Origin of the sequence: Streptomyces sp. NRRL S-244, from assembly GCF_000717915.1 — a bacterium.
Lineage (GTDB): Bacteria > Actinomycetota > Actinomycetes > Streptomycetales > Streptomycetaceae > Streptomyces.
In genome coordinates, this window is the sequence record NZ_JOCX01000035.1 from 36946 (window position 1) to 53968 (window position 17023).

At 72.6% G+C, this 17023-nt stretch carries 18 protein-coding genes; 8 read left to right on the forward strand and 10 right to left on the reverse strand.

Annotation, left to right across the window (positions count from 1 at the left end; all coding sequences use genetic code 11):
- Positions 1–34: 34 nt before the first annotated feature.
- From IF02_RS0129040 to IF02_RS0129050, 3 genes are all read right to left on the reverse strand, one after another.
- A complete protein-coding gene (locus IF02_RS0129040; RefSeq protein ID WP_030162116.1) occupies positions 35–178 on the reverse strand; it encodes a SapB/AmfS family lanthipeptide in 144 nt (47 codons plus the stop codon).
- Entirely contained in the window at positions 175–2826 is a 2652-nt protein-coding gene (lanKC, locus tag IF02_RS0129045; RefSeq protein ID WP_037837322.1) for a class III lanthionine synthetase LanKC, read from the reverse strand. Before lanKC ends, IF02_RS0129040 begins: the two co-directional genes overlap by 4 nt.
- Positions 2827–2973: 147 nt before the next feature.
- Positions 2974–3591 carry a VanZ family protein gene (locus tag IF02_RS0129050; RefSeq protein ID WP_199809301.1) on the reverse strand — a complete coding sequence of 206 codons (618 nt, stop codon included), beginning with the start codon at positions 3589–3591 and terminating at the stop codon, positions 2974–2976.
- Positions 3592–3695: 104 nt separating this feature from the next.
- On the opposite strand from IF02_RS0129050, the gene IF02_RS0129055 reads away from it, so the two are divergent.
- Entirely contained in the window at positions 3696–4580 is an 885-nt protein-coding gene (locus tag IF02_RS0129055; protein WP_234318361.1) for a YihY/virulence factor BrkB family protein, read from the forward strand.
- An 83-nt stretch (positions 4581–4663) separates the two neighbouring features.
- Here the strand turns inward: IF02_RS0129055 and IF02_RS35260 are convergent, their stop codons facing one another.
- The gene (locus IF02_RS35260; RefSeq protein ID WP_199809302.1) at positions 4664–4819 is read right to left on the reverse strand and encodes a DUF6131 family protein; all 156 of its coding nucleotides are present in this window, start codon (positions 4817–4819) and stop codon (positions 4664–4666) included.
- 198 nt (positions 4820–5017) lie between these two features.
- Here IF02_RS35260 and IF02_RS0129065 point away from each other — a divergent pair, with 198 nt between their 5' ends.
- Together IF02_RS0129065 and IF02_RS0129070 are read left to right on the forward strand one after the other, a co-directional pair.
- Positions 5018–6889: a SpoIIE family protein phosphatase gene (locus IF02_RS0129065; protein ID WP_078622406.1), complete on the forward strand. Its 1872-nt coding sequence runs from the start codon at positions 5018–5020 to the stop codon at positions 6887–6889.
- Positions 6890–7084: 195 nt separating this feature from the next.
- On the forward strand, positions 7085–7351 hold the full coding sequence (locus IF02_RS0129070; RefSeq protein WP_030162127.1) for a protealysin inhibitor emfourin: 267 nt from the start codon (positions 7085–7087) through the stop codon (positions 7349–7351).
- Between the two features lie 116 nt (positions 7352–7467).
- Here IF02_RS0129070 and IF02_RS0129075 read toward each other — a convergent pair whose 3' ends face one another.
- The 3 genes from IF02_RS0129075 to IF02_RS0129085 all read right to left on the reverse strand — a co-directional run bounded on the left by IF02_RS0129075 (position 7468) and on the right by IF02_RS0129085 (position 9118).
- Positions 7468–7698: a DUF5133 domain-containing protein gene (locus IF02_RS0129075; RefSeq protein WP_030162129.1), complete on the reverse strand. Its 231-nt coding sequence runs from the start codon at positions 7696–7698 to the stop codon at positions 7468–7470.
- A gap of 211 nt (positions 7699–7909) precedes the next feature.
- Entirely contained in the window at positions 7910–8278 is a 369-nt protein-coding gene (locus IF02_RS0129080; RefSeq protein ID WP_030162132.1) for a PRC-barrel domain-containing protein, read from the reverse strand.
- Positions 8279–8410: 132 nt separating this feature from the next.
- Entirely contained in the window at positions 8411–9118 is a 708-nt protein-coding gene (locus IF02_RS0129085) for a ribonuclease H family protein (protein WP_030162134.1), read from the reverse strand.
- A 149-nt stretch (positions 9119–9267) separates the two neighbouring features.
- Here IF02_RS0129085 and IF02_RS0129090 point away from each other — a divergent pair, with 149 nt between their 5' ends.
- The 4 genes from IF02_RS0129090 (at position 9268) to IF02_RS0129105 (ending at position 13862) form a co-directional block, all read left to right on the forward strand.
- On the forward strand, positions 9268–10677 hold the full coding sequence (locus IF02_RS0129090; RefSeq protein WP_030162136.1) for a pyridoxal phosphate-dependent decarboxylase family protein: 1410 nt from the start codon (positions 9268–9270) through the stop codon (positions 10675–10677).
- A gap of 51 nt (positions 10678–10728) precedes the next feature.
- Positions 10729–12015: a hypothetical protein gene (locus IF02_RS0129095; RefSeq protein ID WP_158708582.1), complete on the forward strand. Its 1287-nt coding sequence runs from the start codon at positions 10729–10731 to the stop codon at positions 12013–12015.
- 259 nt (positions 12016–12274) lie between these two features.
- Positions 12275–13579, forward strand: a complete 1305-nt coding sequence (locus IF02_RS0129100) for a ferric reductase-like transmembrane domain-containing protein (RefSeq protein ID WP_030162140.1) — start codon at positions 12275–12277, stop codon at positions 13577–13579.
- Between the two features lie 16 nt (positions 13580–13595).
- Complete coding sequence (locus IF02_RS0129105) at positions 13596–13862, forward strand: hypothetical protein (protein ID WP_030162142.1); 267 nt, start codon at positions 13596–13598, stop codon at positions 13860–13862.
- Between the two features lie 10 nt (positions 13863–13872).
- Here IF02_RS0129105 and IF02_RS0129110 read toward each other — a convergent pair whose 3' ends face one another.
- The 3 genes from IF02_RS0129110 to IF02_RS0129120 all read right to left on the reverse strand — a co-directional run bounded on the left by IF02_RS0129110 (position 13873) and on the right by IF02_RS0129120 (position 16158).
- The gene (locus tag IF02_RS0129110; RefSeq protein WP_030162145.1) at positions 13873–14844 is read right to left on the reverse strand and encodes an MBL fold metallo-hydrolase; all 972 of its coding nucleotides are present in this window, start codon (positions 14842–14844) and stop codon (positions 13873–13875) included.
- A 106-nt stretch (positions 14845–14950) separates the two neighbouring features.
- A complete protein-coding gene (locus IF02_RS35265) occupies positions 14951–15817 on the reverse strand; it encodes a hypothetical protein (RefSeq protein WP_030162146.1) in 867 nt (288 codons plus the stop codon).
- Positions 15814–16158, reverse strand: a complete 345-nt coding sequence (locus tag IF02_RS0129120; RefSeq protein ID WP_030162148.1) for a PadR family transcriptional regulator — start codon at positions 16156–16158, stop codon at positions 15814–15816. Before IF02_RS0129120 ends, IF02_RS35265 begins: the two co-directional genes overlap by 4 nt.
- A 502-nt stretch (positions 16159–16660) precedes the next feature.
- Here IF02_RS0129120 and IF02_RS0129130 point away from each other — a divergent pair.
- Positions 16661–16918, forward strand: a complete 258-nt coding sequence (locus IF02_RS0129130; protein WP_030162152.1) for a hypothetical protein — start codon at positions 16661–16663, stop codon at positions 16916–16918.
- The last annotated feature ends 105 nt before the right edge of the window (positions 16919–17023 follow it).

Below are 17023 nucleotides of genomic sequence, written 5' to 3' on the forward strand. Positions count from 1 at the left end.
GGCGGCGAACCGCCCGGGCCCGGGGTGACCTGCGTCAGTTGCAGGTCGTGATGCTCAGGCTGCTGTCGCCGCAGAGCAGCAGGCTGGCCCGGCTGCCGCCACCGCCGCCGCCGTGCAGCGCACCCTCGGTGACCTCTTCCTTGGGGGTCTCCATCGACTGCAGGTCGAGAAGCGTCATGTCAGATTCCTCTTCTGTCGAGTGGTGCGATGGGTCACGGCCCCGTGCGGGACCGGCTCTGGGGCCGCCGCGGTGCGTCGCAGCGGCGGGAGGAACGGCAGGTGCGCGCGCCCGCCGGGCGCGGCGCTGCCGAGGGCGAGGAGAGCGCCGGCGGTGCCCGTGGCGAGGTCCATGGACAGGCGCATCATCTGCTCGCCGGGGAAGGCCAGATGTCCCTGGTACGGCACGGCGTGCCGAGCCAGCGCGTCGATCTGGCGGGCGATGTCCGCGGGGGCGGTGCCCGGGCCCGGCGTGGTGGTCCGGGCCAGGTGGAGGATCATCCCGGCGGCGCCGCGCAGCAGCCCGGGCTGGGCGTAGAAGGTCGCCTGCGCCGCCCGTACGATCGCGCGCCGGGCCTGTTCGAAACGCTCGTCGGGAGCGTGCTCCAGCCAGTCGTCGAGGACCATGCCGATGCCGACGCTGCCCTCGCCGAGGTACGGCATCGTGCGCCAGCCCTCGTTCACCTGGAGGGTGCCGTACGCGCTGGTGACGCAGCGGTCGAGGTCGCGTTGGAGCGATCGGGCGGCCTGGAGCAGCAGTTCCTTGTCGCCGGTGCGTTCGTACAGCCGCAGGAAGAGCAGGGCGGGGCCGGTGTTTCCGTACATCAGTCCGGCGCGGGCGGGCCGCTGCTCGGGCCGGGCGAGCAGTTCGGCGCAGCGCAGGGCCGCGGTGTGCAGCTCGCTCTCGCCGCTCGCGGTGCCGAGCGCGTCCAGGGCCAGGCCGATTCCGGCGAGTCCGCCGTGCAGGTCGGGGCCCGCGCTCTGCCAGGGCTGGTGTAGCAGCCGCTCGGTCAGGGCGAGGGCGCGGCCCGGGTGTCCGAGCCGGTGCAGGGTCCAGGCCGTGCCGGCGAGGCCGTCGTAGAAGCCGAGGGGAGTGCCGGAGGCCGCGTCCTCGGTCCGCGCCAGCAGCCATTCCTCGGCTTCGGGCCAGGGTCCGGCGCCGGTCTCGGCGAGGGCGTGGAGCACCCCGGCGATCCCGTGGCCGAAGCCGATTCCTCCGCCGGCGGTCGCGAACTGGGCGATGTCGCCGGGTACGAAGCGGTCCTCGCGGTCCGAGGTGGCGCTCGCGCGCAGCGCCGCGGTCATCGACGCACGGGCGGCCGGCCAGTCCCCCGGCTCGACGGGCAGGTACGGGCCGGGCGGTGACGGCGGTGCGGGCCGTGCGGGCGGGCGGCCGTCCGGTGCACCCTGCGGGGCGCCGGACAGGATCTCTTCGACGGCCTCGTCGAGGAACTGCCGCGGTACGGGGAACTGCGCGGCGGCGACGGCGGCCAGATGGGCGGCCTTGGCCCGGTCCAGTACGAGCAGACTGGTCAGCGGCAGGAACAGGGCGAGGCGCAGACAGGCGAGGGCGTAGCGGTCGACGGAGAACCCGCGCCGCTCGGCGGGGGCGACGAAGGCGGGGTTGGCGACGGTCTGCCGCAGTCCCTCGTCGATGTGCGCGGCGGCCTCGAAGTCCAGTAAGGCGACGGAGGGTTCGCCGCTCTCGTCCTCCGCCACCATGATGTTGAAGAGGTGGAGGTCGTTGAAGACCACGCCGCGGGCGTGCACGGCCTCGACGGCCTCGGTGACACCGCGGTGGATCTTCAGGGCCCACTCGGTGTACGAGGCGAGCTCCGCCGGGTCGGGGTCCGCTTCGATCAGCGGGTGGCGGCGGGCGAAATAGGTGTTGAGCGGTTTGCCGGCGAGGTGTTGGAGCACCAGGAAGTGGTGGTCACCGACCGTGAACGTGCCACGCACCGCGGGCACGCAGTCCAGGCCCGACAGCCGTTCCAGCGCGGCCTGTTCGCGGTGCAGCCGGGTCACGGCATCGGCGCCGTCGGCGGCGAGGCCCGCGTACGGGCGGGCTTCCTTGAGGACCACGGACTCGCCGGTGCGGCTGTCCTTGCCGACGTAGACGCCGCCGCCGTTGGAGAAGTGCAGCGCCCGCTCCACCGTGAAGGGGACGCCGGTCAGGGTGATCGCGGAGCGCGCCGCGAGGTGCGGCTCGAGGAAGGCGGGCAGTTCGAGCCACTCGGGCGGCTGGAACGCCGGTCCGCGCCGGTCCGGTACGAGCCGCCCGTCAGGGGTCTCGATCGCCGGGACCAGTTCGCCGTGCTCGTCGTAGCAGTGCCGCAGGGTGAAGCTGCCGTAGCGCAGGTGGACCGGGCCGGCGCCCCAGCGCAAGTCGCTGAGGATGTACGGGCCGGCCGCCCCGGCCAGCGCGGCGTCGAGGTCCTCCGCGATCCGGCGGCACTGCTCCTCGTCGGCCGGGTACACGGTGATGAACTTTCCGCTCGCCGCGCGGTCGGCGTACTTGGCGTTGCGCAGGTGGAGCAGGTACCGGCTCGGTATGAACTTGAAGGCGATGCGCCGGGCGGTGCAGTACTCGTAGACCGTCGTCAGCAGCGATTCGGCGTTGTCGAGCGTGGCCGAGACGTGGATCTTCCAGCCCTGCGCGGGCAGTTCGGCGTCGGTGGGGCGCAGTGCGAGCCAGTCGCCGCTGCGGTGCGAGCGCCACCCCGGCGGGACGGGGGCGAGCGCGGCCGGGTAGCTCTCACCGGCGCGCCGGTACGGCGCGTCGTAGAACCAGCGGTCGGCGTCGCAGAAGGCGGCGTACCCCTTGTTCACACCTGCTCCCTCGGTCGGCGGCAGACCCGACGGTGTCACGCCCGGAGGATGCGGCGACAGTCACGCCTGTCACCGATGGGGTGTGCAGTACTCACGAGTCACAAGTCACGAGTCACGACTCGCAAGTCAGGTGCCAGGTACCGGAGGTCAGGTGTCACCGGGCTCCGCGGCCCGTCGGGTCCACCAGTGCCGGCGGCGCGGGTGGACGGCCCGCCCGAGCCGGCGGCCGATCAGCAGGTACCCGAGGAGCGCGCCGGCGGTGTTGAGGATCACGTCGTCGATGTCGAAGACGCGTCCCGTGACGAGGGCGCCCTGGACGAGCTCCACCAGCGTCATCAGGCAGACCGTCACGGCGCCGACCCTCAGCAGCCCCCGCGCCGGGGGCAGCAGGACGGGCAGGAGCACGCCGAACGGCAGCCCGAGCAGCAGGTTCCCGCCCAGCTGGCGCACCGCCTCGATCGTCGAAGTACCGTCCAGGTAGGCGCTGATCGAACGGCCGGGCCGGACGTTGCCGTGCACGAGGGCCGCCGAGGCGGCGGACGGCTCCAGTGTCAGCCGGGCCAGGACCACGCCGAACAGCACGGTCCCGGCGAACGCGGTCACCATGGCCGATGCCCGTACCGCCGGATGGGCCGGACGCCGGTGGCGCCTCGGGGTGGCGGCCGGTAGGGGCCGTTCCGCGCGCTCGCGCTCCGCACGCTTGCGCTCGGCACGCTCGCGCTCCGGGCGCTTCTCTGTCCTCCGCCGTACGTGACTCCATGTCATGCAGGCGCGTCTACCCTGCGGGCCCCGCGGTACGCGGACACCGCCGGCGGTCCCCCACGGCGGCCCGGCGCATGCGGCCGGGCCCTGTCGGGCACCCGCGCAGCGTGACCGACATCCCCCGCACCGCATCCCGCCGAAACAGCCCGCCCGCGACCGCCCTCGTGGCGCGTACCCGCGCCGAGCTGCGGCGTACGGCCGTCCGCGTCTGGACCGACAACCTCGCCGACCACGCGGCCGCACTCACCTACTACGCCGTCCTGGCGCTCCTGCCCGCACTCGTCATCGCGGCAGCCCTCGTGGGGCTGCTGGGCGGGGTGACGAGGGACCGGCTGATCACCGAGCTCACCTCGTACGCACCGCCCCAATCGGCGCAGGTGCTGCGTGACGGACTCGGCGGCGGACTCGCGGCGGAGCAGTCGTCGATGTGGGCCCTGCTGATCAGCGGCGTGCTGAGCGCACTGTGGTCAGCGTGCAGTTATCTGGCGGTGTTCCGCCGGGCCCTGCACACGATGCACCGGGTGCCCGACAGGCGGCCACCGCTGCGTGCGGCCCACACGCTGCTCGTCAACGCGGCGCTGCTGCTGATCCTGCTCGTCGTCGCCGCCGCGGGACTGGTCGTGTCCGGTCCGCCGGCCCGATGGGTGGCGCGGGCCGCCGGTGTGGGCAACCCGGACGTCATCGCGCTCCTGCGCTGGCCCGTGCTGCTCGTGGCCGTCACCTTCCTGGTGCTGATCCTGTTCCGTACCGGACCGGCCCAGAGCCGGGGCACCCGCCGGGGCCTGCCCGGCGGTGTACTGGCAGCCCTGCTCTGGCTGGTCGCCTCCGTGCTCTTCACGCTGTACACGGAGCTGGACACGTACGGCCGGCTCTACGGTTCGCTGGCCGGGATCGTGGTCTTCCTCGTCTGGCTCTGGATCGCCAACCTGGCCCTGCTCGCCGGGGCCCAGTTCAACGCCGAACGGGCCCGGGAGCCGGCCGCCCGACCGTAGGTCCGGTCCGGTCCGGTCCTCGAACGAGGCGGGCGGGTCCCTTGTGAGGGACCCGCCCGTGACGTGTGCACCGCATGCTGCGGTCACCAGTAGTGGCGCCTGCCGCCGACCGCGTGCCCGACGGAGCCCAGGAGCCACAACACCGCGCCGACCACGAGCAAGATGACCCCGATGGTCCAAAGGATGGAAATTCCGGTCAGAAATCCGATGAGCAGGAGAATCAGTCCGACGAGAATCATGATGCCCTCGTTCTCACGTTGGGGATGCGGCGGAACGGTGGGAACCGCCGCCGTGGCGCCTCGGACGGCGTCTACCCCGGAAATCCGCGCCTATCAGTGCCGCTCCCGCCGACGGCGTCCGCACAGGACCGGTCATGCACGGTCCGATGTCTTACGATGCTGCCAGGACAGCCTCGGGTCCGGGACCGGAGGGTCGACATGGCGGAACGAGGCCGCGAGCCCGTGGAGGCCTTGGGGGCCTTGGGGGCCTTGGACGGCGCGCGCCGGCGGGCCCTGCGGCTGGCCGGGCTGTCAGCCGCCGCCGATCCGGGGATGGACCGGTTCGCGCGGCTGGTGACGAGGCTCCTCCGCGTGCCCGTGGCCCTCGTTTCGCTGATCGGGGAGGACCGGCAGGTCCTGCCCGGCATGGTCGGTCTGCCCGAGCCCTCGGCGGCAAGGCGGGCGCTGCCGCTGTCGCACTCGCTCTGCCGGTACGTGGTCGACTCCGGCGAGCCCCTGAGCATCTCCGACGCCCGCGCCGACGAGCGGCTGCGCCCCGGCCCCGACGTGCGGGAGCTCGGGGCGGTCGCGTACGCCGGAACACCGGTGACCGACGGCAGCGGACTCGTCCTGGGCGCGCTGTGCGCCCTCGACCACACGCCCCGGACCTGGAGCGAAGCGGAGCTCGCCGACCTGGAGGATCTGGCCGCGGCCTGCTCCGCCGAGCTGCGCCTGCGGATCGTGTCGGCGCAGCGCCAGGCCGCGCAGAACGTACTGGAGACCGCGCGGGCCGCCGCCGAGCGGGCCCAGGGCGACGCGGAGCGCCTGGAACACGAGGCCCAGGCCGGCCTGGACCACGCCGAGCTGCTGCTGAGGGCCTCCGAGGAGCTGTCCCAGACCTCCGGCCTGGAGGACCTGCGTCGGCGGCTGCGCGACCTGTTCGTCGGCGTCGGCAAGCCCTCGTACGTGGGCCTGCTGGTCGCCGACGACAACGAGCTGCACCGCATCCCGGACCCGGACGTCGTGCACTCCGTGGAACACGAACTCCTCACCCTCCCCGCGGACGCGGCATTCCCCAGCGCCCGGGCCATGCGGGAGGGGCGGACCGTGTTCGTGCCCGACCGTGAGGCGCTCGTGGCCGACTACGGCCCCGAGGCGGTCGCCTTCTTCGACCGCATGGGTTTCACCACGGTGCTGTGCCTGCCGCTCTGGGGCAGTCGCGGGCTGCTGGGCGTCCTCGTGACCTGCTGGACCAACCCGCACGAGGTGAGCACCCCCGAGCGGGCAGCGCTCACCGCGGCCTCCGGATACACCGCCCAGGCGGTGGAGCGCGCCCTGTACCTGGACGAACGCATCTCCATCGCCCGCCAGCTCCAGGCCGCCATGCTCACCGACCTCCCGCGGACCGACGCCCTCGAAATCAACGCCCTCTACCAGCCCGCCGCCGACGAGGAGATGATCGGCGGAGACTGGTACGACGCCTACCACCTGCCGCCGGCCGGGTCCGGCGACGTCGCCCCGCTCATGATCACCGTGGGCGACATCACGGGCCACGACATGCATGCCGCCACCGTGATGGGCCAGATCCGCAGCATGCTGCGCCAGGCCACCCTCGACCACCCCCCGTACAGCCCGGCCGCCGCTCTGACCGCCCTCGACGTGGCCTGCTCGGTCCTGCCCATCGACGTCGGCGGCACACTGGTCCATGCCCGCCTCGACCCGCCGGGCAACACCGGCGGCTGGGCCCTGACCTGGTCCAACGCCGGCCACCCACCCCCGCTCCTGCGCACCCCGGACGGCGTGGTCACCACCCTTCTGGAACACGACGTCCTCCTCCACCCGGGTCTCGGCGCGCCTCGGCGCACCGAGACCCGGCGAGAACTGCCGCCGGGCTCGACCCTGTTGCTCTACACCGACGGACTCGTCGAACGGCGCGGCAACGACATCGACGCCGCCATCGCGCAACTCGCCCGCCTGCTGGCCCGCCACGGAGCCCGCCCCCTGCCCGAACTGCTCCGCCGCATCAGCAACCGGATGGCGGAACCGCCGCCAGGAGACGACGTCGTCCTTCTCGTGCTGCGCATTCCCTAGGTCGTGTCGTCGAAGTCCCGTCCGGCTGGCGGCGGTCCCGGCGGTGGGCCACTTTCGGACATCTCCCGGCGATGTCGTGCGCAGAGGCACATGTGGGGCTTTCGGGGGCAGGCGAGAGGATGCCCATCCAGTGCGCCGCCCGACCCGGCCGGCCCGGCCGACCGCGGGCGGCGCTCGACTCAAGGAGGTTTCGCGATGCTGATCACCGTCACCCGTACGGGCGGGTTCGCGGGCAGGGAACGGATCGCTTCCCTCGACACGGAGTACCGGAGCGACGGCGCCGAGCTGGAGCGGCTGGCCGAGCGAGCCCTGAGCGGCGAGTGCCCCGCGGGCCGGGAACCCGTGCCTGACGGGTTCCATTACGTCGTCCACGTCGACGGCAAGCTGGTGGAGTTACGGGATCCGTACCTCACGGAGGAACAACGGCAGCTGATCGTCGCCGTTCTGGGCGAGGGCGCCTGACCGTCCCCCGTCCCGCCCGCCCCGGCTCGGCGGGTGCCGTACCGGGTCCGGGTGGGCCCGGTACGGCACGTGCCGGCCGAGGACCGGGGCCGGCCGCCGGCCTCAGGCCTCAGGCCTCAGGCCGCCGCCGTGCCGTCCGCGTCAGCGGGCCGGGCGGTGCCCATGCGGTCCCGGGCCGAGGCCAGCGCGGCATCGATCCCGCGCGTCCCGGTCGACACGCACAGCGTGTAGACCACGTCCTCCAGCCGCTGCCGCACCCGTTCCCGATGGCCTCCGGCCTGGAGCCGCGACACCATCTCGTACTCCTCCACCAGACGCGCCAGCACCGCGGGGTGAGCCATCAGCACGATCTCGCTCCTTCACACGTGGCCTCCCGGGGCCGGGACGCCACTGCGCCTCGTGTGCCCCAGACCAGGCGTCCCATGCGCCACACGCGTCGAACTGGCCGAGAGTGTGCGGTGGTTGTCGCGGTGGACGATGACCCCGCGTCCCGCTCAGACGTCCTCCGATGCCGTCATGGCCCGCACCGCGTCCGGATCGGTGCCGAAGGCGGTCGGGTCACATGCGGCTGCCGCCGAACGGCCCGCCGATGCCGTAGTACGTGGCGATTTCCGCGTGGTAGGCCTCGTCCTGCAGGTGCTTGTCGCGGTGGAACTCGGGGGCGTTCTTGACCTGCTCCTTCGTCCGGTCGACGTAGATCTTCTCGTCGTCCACGTCGATGCGGGAGACGGTGCCGGCCGGGAGGAGGACCTCCTTGCCGAAGATCCACGGACCGGTGTCCACCACGATGTACGCGGAGCCGGCCTCGTCGGAGTGCCGGTCCACCCTGCCGATGCCGCCGTCGATGGCCTCGACCTTGAATCCCGTGAGGTCGACGCCCTGCAGACGGCCCGAGGTCTCCCGATAGCCCCACACGTTCTCCGTCATGAAAATGCCCTCCGTGGTGGTTGGGTCAGACTTTCGTAACGGCGCGCCTGCCCCTCGCACGCGGTCTCACACCCGGCACGCCGCCGGGTCACGGGACGACCGGGCGGCATGTGAGCCCGTCGTGAGTCCCCTCTACGCAGGGGCGTCGCTCGGTACGGGGCTGTCGCAGCCCGGATGGCCCCAGCGGGTGCCGAGCTTGGTGATCTGGTCACCGGCCGCGTACGACCTTCCGCAGGGGCAGCTGCCGGGGAACTTCGCCTTGATGGAGCCGCCCCGGCTGCGCGCCGGCTTCTTGGCCCCGGCCCCCGCCGCGGGCTTGGCGGCGCGGGGCGCGGAAGCGCGGGCGGGAGCGGGTACGGGAAGCGACGCGCTGCCGAGGGCCGTGCCGGCCGCCTGCTGGCTGGTGGCGGCGTCACTCGCGGCCTGGTCGGCGATCGCGTTCAGGAGGTCGCCGTCCTCGCGGTGGGCCGGAACGTAGCGGAATTCCACGTCCCGCTCGGCCAGCAGCGCATCGATCTGCTCGACGAGCTCCCGGTTGGCGACGGGCTTGCCCGCCGCGGTCTTCCACCCGTTGCGCTTCCAGGCCGGGAGCCACTGGGTCACCGCCTTCATGGCGTACTGGGAGTCCATCCGGACCTCGACGGCCGTTCCGGGGGCCAGGGACTCCAGCAGCCGCTGAAGAGCGGTGAGCTCGCCCACGTTGTTGGTGGCCCGGCCCAGGGGGCCGGCCTCCCAGCGCTCGGGGCGGCCCTGCGTGTCGGCGATGACCCACGCCCAGGCTGCCGGTCCGGGATTCCCCTTCGCCGCGCCGTCACAGGCGGCAATGATGCGATCAGACATCCCCCGATCATGCACCACGGCCGCCCCTGCACGAATTCGGCTGCGGGCGCCGTCCACGGCGGCGCGCGAAGCGCCGTGACGGGCTGCCCGCTCCGGACTGCCCGCTGCGCCGATTGCGGGGCGGCGGCGCTGGTCCCATAGTCCGAGGTATGGACGCGCGCGAAGAGGCGCTCCGACGGGCGTACGGCCATGCCGCCCGGTGGCTGGCGAGCCTGGACGACCGCCCGGTTCCCGCCCGCGCTTCGGTCGAGGAGATCGTGGGCGCGCTGGGTGCCGGTCTGCCCGACGGCCCGAGCCCGCCGTCCGATGTCGTCGACCTGCTGGCCACGGCCTGCGAGCCGGGGCTGACCGCGTTCCCCAGCGGCCGCTTCTACGGATTCGTGGTCGGCGGCACCGAACCGGCCGCGCTGGCCGCGGACTGGCTGGTCAGCGCGTGGGACCAGAACTGTGTGATGCGCGCCGTCTCGCCCGCGTACGCGGCGGCGGAGGACGTTGCCGGCGTCTGGCTGCTCGACCTGCTCGGCCTGCCGGGTGGCAGCGCCGTCGGCTTCACCACCGGTGCCACGATGGCGAACTTCACCTGTCTCGCCGCCGGGCGCGACGCGGTGCTGCGTCGCGCCGGCCGGGACGTGGCCCACGACGGACTCGCGGGCGGGCCGGCGGTCCGCGTCCTCGTCGGCGAGGACCGCCACATGGCCGTGGACCTTGCGCTGCGCTATCTCGGGCTGGGCGGGCCGGAGCCGGTGGCGGCAGACGGTCAGGGACGCATCGTGCCGGAAGCCCTGCGCAGCGCCCTGGCCGACGACGGACCGGCCGACGGCGAACCGGCGGACGGCGAACCGGCGGACGGCGGCCGGAGTCCGACGATCGTGGTCCTCCAGGCCGGTGACATCCACTCCGGCGCGTTCGACCCCTTCGCCGATACGATCCGTGCGGCTCGGGCATCGGACGCATGGGTACACGTCGACGGCGCCTTCGGGCTGTGGGCGGCCACCTCGCCGCGGTACGCGCATCTGACGGCGGGCTGTGCGGACGCCGACTCCTGGGCGACGGATGCCCACAAGACCCTGAACGTCCCCTACGACTGCGGGCTCGCCATCGTGCGCGACCCGTCCGCGCTCCGGGCCGCCATGGGCCTGCGCGGCGACTACCTCATCCAGGACGAACACGGCGACCCCATCGACAAGGTTCCCGAACTGTCCCGGCGCGGCAGGGCCTTCACCGTGTGGGCCGCACTCCGGTCCCTCGGCCGGTCGGGCGTGGCCGACCTCGTCGAGCGGCTGTGCCGGCACGCCTCCGCGTTCGCCACGGGCATCGCCGGGATCGACGGCGCGACGGTCCTCAACGACGTGGTGTTCACACAGGTGTGCGCCGAGTTCGGAAGCGACGAACGCACCGAACGGGTGATCGACCGGTTGCTCGCCGACGGCACGGCGTGGATCAGCGGCTCGACCTGGCGCGGCCGCCGCGTCATGCGGATCTCGGTGAGCAACTGGTCGACGACGGACGAGGACGTGGCGCGCGCCCTCACCGCGATCCGTCGCGCCTCCGCCGACTGAGATCGCCGGGCACCGGAGACTCGGCGTGGCAGACCACGGGCCACACGGGGGATGCGGCGTGCGCCGGGCGGAGTTTCGGGGGTGCGGCCCGGCAGGGGGTTCGCCAGACTGATCGAGATGATCTCCACGACGGAAGCCGCCGGGCCCGCCCGCCGCGACTGGCGGCACGGTCTGCTGCCGCCGCTCGTCGCGTGGCTGATCGCGAACCTGATCACCTGGCTGGTCGCAGCGGCATCCGTCGCCGGCGACGGGTCCAAGGTGGAGTACTGGTCCCCGCAGAGCCGTCGGCGCTGGGATTCCGAGCACTATCTGTCCATCGCCAAGACCGGCTACGAAATGTTCCGGTGCCGGGAGCGGTACCCGGACTTTCCCGATGTCGTGTGCGGAAACGTCGCCTGGTTCCCCGGGTACCCCATGGGAATCCGCGCGCTTTCCGCCACCGGGCTCTCGTATGAGACATCAGCCGTCGTCCTCACGGAAGCGTCCTTGTTCGGCATGTTCGCGGTGCTGTGGTGGCTGCTCGGCGCCCGGCTCAGCCGGGCCACCGGACTCACCCTCGCCATCGGTGCCGTCTTCCCGGGCGGCGTCTACTTCCACGCGATGTTCCCGATCGCCCTCGGCACGCTGGCCCTGCTCGTCTGTGTCGCCGGAGTGAAACGCGGCAGCTGGGGCCTTGCCGCAGCGGGCGGGTTCGTCGCGACCGCGTGTCATCTCGTCGGCGCGGTTGCCGTCGGCATGCTGCTGCTCAGCGCGTTCTTCGCGTGGCGGGCGGACACCTGGCCGGTCCGGTTCGCGAAAGCCGGGTCGTCCGCGGTTCTCGCCGCCTGCGGCGTGCTCTGGGCGAAATGGCTGATGTGGCAGGCGACGGGTCGCTGGAACGCGTACGAGGTCATCCAGGCGTCCAGTTACCGGCAGGGCGGCCTGCGTCAGCCCTTCGCCGAAATGGGGACGGCCTACGATTTCCCGTTCAAGGACTGGTACACGCCCGAGGGGCACCTGCCGTGGCTGGTGGAGCACAGTCTCACCGCGCACAGGACCCAGCTCTGGCTCAACGCCGCCTTCACCCTGCTCATCGCGGTGACCGCCGCGGTTCGGCTCGTCCGGAACCGCCGGCTCGGCGTCGAGGAGTGGGCCGCGCTGATCCTGACGGTGGCGATCTTCCTGCTGCCGTTCTCCGCCGGCGCCGAAATGTCCTGGTATCGCAACCATGCACAGATGTTCGTAGGGCTCGTGTTGGTCCGGCGCATGTCCCGATGGGTGCAGGTACCACTGCTGCTGCTGTGCTCGGTCCAGTACGCACTCCTGGCGTCGATGTTCTTCGCTGGGGTGCTGGTGTAAAAGCGCAAAGAGTTCCCCAAGCCTCTCCTCGCGGACAGTGGTGAGCATCTCCCCGCCGGGTGCATATAGCGCGACTATGCACGCATATCGGGCAATCAATTGCGCGTGACGGACCTCATTCTGTGTGCATCACCATTGCTCGACCCGATCGGGTTTGCGCATAGTTGCCGGTGCGATGCCCCCGCAGCACCGAGCGAACGGACCTTGGCATGACCCTCCCGCCCACTCCGCCGTGCGATCCCGGCCCGGGGCGGCACGGATGAAGACCGCGTCCGAGCGGCTGCGCGCCGGACTGGCCGCCGGTGCGGTCGTCGTCACCCTGTTGTGGGCCGCTCAGGTGCACCCCTCCGCCCGGCCCGACGAGCTCATCGGTGCCGCCGCGCACCTCACCGGGCTCCTCGCCGGTTACGGAATCCTCGTCATGCTGTTCCTGATGGCACGCGTACCGGCCGTCGAGCACGGCGTCGGCGCCGACCGCCTCGCCCGCTGGCACGCCTTCGGCGGCCGCTGGGTGCTGGTCCTGTGCGGCGCCCACGGTCTGTTCGCCCTCGTCGTGTACGCCCTGCGCGGCGGGACCGACCTGCTGACCGCCACCGGAGCCATGTTCCGCTACCCGGCCCTCATCGCCGCGTTCGCGGGCGCCGCCCTGCTCGCGGGTGTGGGCCTGTTCTCCGCCCGCGCCGTACGCCGCCGGGTCTCGCACGAGGCGTGGCGCGGCATCCACCTGCTGACCTACCTCGCCGCCGCGCTGGGCTTCGTACACCAGCTGGCCGGCCCCGACGTCTCCGTCACCGCCTTCACCGCCTGGTTCTGGGCCCTGCTGCACACCGTCGTCGGCGTACTGCTCGCCTGGTACCGCGGGATCGTCCCGGTCCGCCAGGCCCTGCGGCACGGGCTGCGCGTCGCCACCGTCGAGCACGAAGGACCCGGCGTGGTCTCCGTCACCATCCAAGGGGCCAGGCTCCGCGAACTGCGCGCCGAGCCCGGACAGTTCTTCCGCTGGCGGTTCCTGCGGGGCGGCCTGTGGCACACCGCCCTGCCGTTCTCGCTCTCCGCTCCCGCCCGCGACGACCGGCTCCGCATCACCGTGAAGGCGCTCGGCGGGCACTCCCGGCGGGTCCGCGGGCTGCGGCCCGGCACCAGGGTCCTGGCCACCGGCCCGTTCGGCGCGCTCACCGAGCGGCGCCGCACCCGCCCCAAGGTCCTGCTGATCGCCGGCGGCATCGGCATCACTCCGATGCGCGCCCTCTTCGAGTCCCTGCCCGCGAGCCCCGGCGACCTCACCCTGCTCTACCGCGCGGGCGACGCCGGCCAACTGGTCCTGCGCGATGAGCTGGAAGCCATCGCGGCGTCCCGCCAGGCCGCACTGCACTACCTGGTGGGCCGTTCCGACGCCGCGTACGACCCGCTCGCGCCGCAGGCCCTGCGGGCGCTCGTACCCGACCTGTCCGACCGTGACGTCTACCTCTGCGGGCCGCCCGGCATGGCCGACGCGACGACCGCGTCGCTGCTCAGGGCGGGCGTCCCGGCCGCGCGCATCCACTCAGAGTGCTTCACCTACTGAGGACGCCGATTCTCCGATGAACCAGTACTCCGCGCCCCGGGGGCGCCGGGCGGGCTCCCGGCACCGGAAGTCCCCGCCGTCGCGCCGGCTCGCCGCAGGGCTCGCCCTGGCCAGCGTCGTGGCCGCGACGCTCATCACGGTGACCGTCGACCCGGCCGCGCCGGCCTCGCCGATCCCACCGGCCTCACCGGCCTCACCGGCTCCGGACGCGACCCCGCGCGCACAGCTCGCGCACACAGCACACACGGCGCACACGGCGCACACGGCGCACATCTCGCGCTGAGCGAAGTCGCTCAGCCGGTCGGTCCGCCGTGCTGGTGCTGCTCGGGCAGGTGGCTGTCCGGGTGTACCCACAGCAGTACGTTGTCGGGCCGCCGGTCGTGGAAGAACGCGAGGACGTCCTGGTCCGAGTGGCGCAGGCTGAAGTGGGTGAGGACGAAGAGGGTGTCGGGGTGGGCCTCGACGACGGGCTTCAACCGGCTCCAGACGGTGTGCCCGACACGGTCGGCCCGCTCCAGTTCGGCGTCGTCGAGATAGGTGCACTCGGTGATGAGCACCGGATACTCGAAGAGCCACGGATTGTCTTCGAAGACGCTGACGTGGGTGTCTCCGAGGAAGGCGAACAGTGGCCTGCGCACCTCTTGTTCGACCTCGGCGCCCTCCTTGCGGCGCTGCGCCACGATGCGGCCGAACTCCGCGCCCCGCCCCTGTTCGGCGAGGGAGCGCCGCAGTTCCTCGTACTCCGGCAGCAGGGCCTTGCGGCGTTCGGAGAACGCGTAGCCCACGCACGGCACCTTGTGCGCGCACTCCACCACCCGTACGTGGTGCCCGCGGCGCCCGAAGGTGAACTCGTCGGCGCCGCGGACTCCGTGCAGCCGGCAGTTCGCGGCGAGGGCGGGGTCGTAGGCCGTGCCGTGGTTCAGTTCGGCGGAGGCCCGCAGAAAGGTCTCCACGTACGGCACTGCCGCGGCGGGCAGGTGGATGTCGACACCGTCGGGCCTGGCGGCGAGGTGGTCGAGGTCCTTGGAGTGGTCGTGGTGGGTGTGGGTGAGGAAGACGGTCTCCGGCCGGCGGCCTTCCACCAGTCCGGCGTCGAGGGCGCAGCGCAGTTCGGGGATGTGGAAGAACGTTTTGTCGTTGGCGCGTGAGTACCCGGTGAGGGTGAGCTCGGTGCCGGGTATGCGCCAGGTCTTCCACTGGCGGAACGGGTGCCCCTGCTCCAGCCGTTCCGGGTGGGCAGGGGTCCGCGAGGGGGCGTGCGTCATCGGTGCCTCCGTCGGACCGCCATGATCAGGTGAGGGCCCGATCGTAGCGGGCGGCGTCCCGGGGCGGCCCGCGGTTTTCGCTGCGCCCGGCGCCCGGCGCCCGGCGTCAGGCCGACGGCGTCGAGCCGGCTCGTCGGCGCTGGATGGCCACCGCCGCGGATGCGGCCAGCAACGGGCCCAGTACGAGGGGCAGGAACAGCGCCTGCAGCGCCCCGGTGGACGCGGCCAGCGCGACGAAGGGGAAACCCGCGAGGAAGACCGCGGGTGCCGTACGCAGGCGGGCGAACGCCTGCCGCCCGGCCAGCAGCAGCCCGCCGGCCACCGGTACGGCGATGTGCAGCCCGCTCAGCGGCTCCGGCAGCGGCCACACCGCCGGCCCGAACGTCAGCACCGCCACCCCCGCCGACACCACGGACACCCCGGCAGCGGTACGCACCCGCAGGGCCGGTCGCAGGTCGGGCGGACACAGCAGCGCCACGAGCGCCAGAAGGAGGAGCGGCCCCGTGAACAAGACCGCGAATTGAAGGCCCAGACCCAGCCGGAACGTCTGGGACGCGAAGATCGCCGCGGTGCCCGCGAACAGCGCCCAAGTGCCCAACGCCCAGCGGCCGGTGAGGGCCAGCACGGCACCCACGAGCGTCACGAGGCAGGCCGCCCCCGACAAGGCCAAAGGGCTTGCACCGAAGATCCGGTAGGCGAAGCGGAAAGAGGAGACCGTCACCGTTGCCCAGGACACGGCGTTCACGCCGACCGCGACGGCGGCGAACGGGGCCAGAGCCGCGAGGAAGCGCCCCGCGCGTGCCGCCGAGCCCAGACCGAGCCGCATGCGCAGGGCGTGGCCGACGACATCGAGGGCCTCGCGCGTCCGGGCCGCCCTGCCCGCCCCGTCCGTGGCCTCACGGTAGGCGTCGGCGATCTCATCGCCGAACTCCCGGCGGTACGCGGCCGGGTAGAGCCTCAGCAATGCGGTCACGCGGTCACCGCCGCGCCGAATCCGCCGAGCTCCAGGCGCCGGGTGGCCTCCTGGGCCGTGCGCGCGATACGAGCCGCCTCGGCGGCCAGGACCTCGCGGCCGCGCGGAGCCAACGCGTAGCTGCGCCGCCTGCGTCCGTCGACCACCTCCTCCTCGTGGACGGCGATGAGCTCCTGCTCCAGGAGCCGCTCAAGGGCCCCGTACAACGTTCCGGTACGCATCTTCGTACGCCCTTCCGAGATCTTCTCGACCTCCTGGGCGATCGCGTACCCGTGCCGGGGAGCATCGGCAATCGCGGTAAGAATCAACAGAGTCGGCTCACGCAGAGCTTGATCGTTCACAACGACCACGATAGCTCGGTGTCCGACATATGTCGATGCCCGACCTATGCGACGCGGTGGCCGCCCGACCCCGTACTGACGGCCGGTCACCCGGTCCCGGGTGCCTCGGCCGCCGGATCGTTCGGAGGGGGCCCGGCGAGGCGGAGCAGGTCGGCCTCTCGCGTACGTGTCCCTGCGGCGGCGCACCGGCCGGGTCACGACGGCCCGCGGCAGCCGGCGAATGGGGTGGCGGCGGAGATCCAGGGACCAGGCGGGGGCGTCTCTTGCCGGAGAACGATTCGGAGACGCAGGGCGGGCTGAGGTTGGCGGCCTTGGCCGGCGCGATGGCCGTGGGGCGCTCGGTCGGCGCCGGCCCCCCGCCGGAGCCGGAGCCGCCGGGGCCGGAGGCGGGACGGCGGATCGTGGTCCAGACGGGCTACTTCGCCGCGTGCGGGCGGGCGGGGGCTTCGATACTGGCCGCGCGAGGCGTCGACGACGGGCGCCATGACGAAGGAGTGCCGACGTGAACCCACCGACGACCGGGGAATCCGGGTGCGAGTTGATGAAGCGCCTCGCCAAGGAGCTCAAGGCGAGCATCCGGGCCACCAAGGATCACGCCGCCGAGGTGTCGCGCAGGATCACGGACCTGGAGGCGCAACCCGATCCGGACGAGAGCCAGATCAACGCCCTCAAGCAGACCCTGGAAGTCCTCAGGAAGAAGATCGAGGAGGAGACCGCGTCACTCTCCACCCTTGAGGACGTGATCAGCGAGAACTGTTAGTCCCAGGGCACTACGATGCGTGGGTTCGACAGGGCAGGGCAGGGCGGCGGGGGTGCGTGGCGTGAGCGGTTACGGCGGGGGGGGGGACGGGGGGGGGGGGGCGGC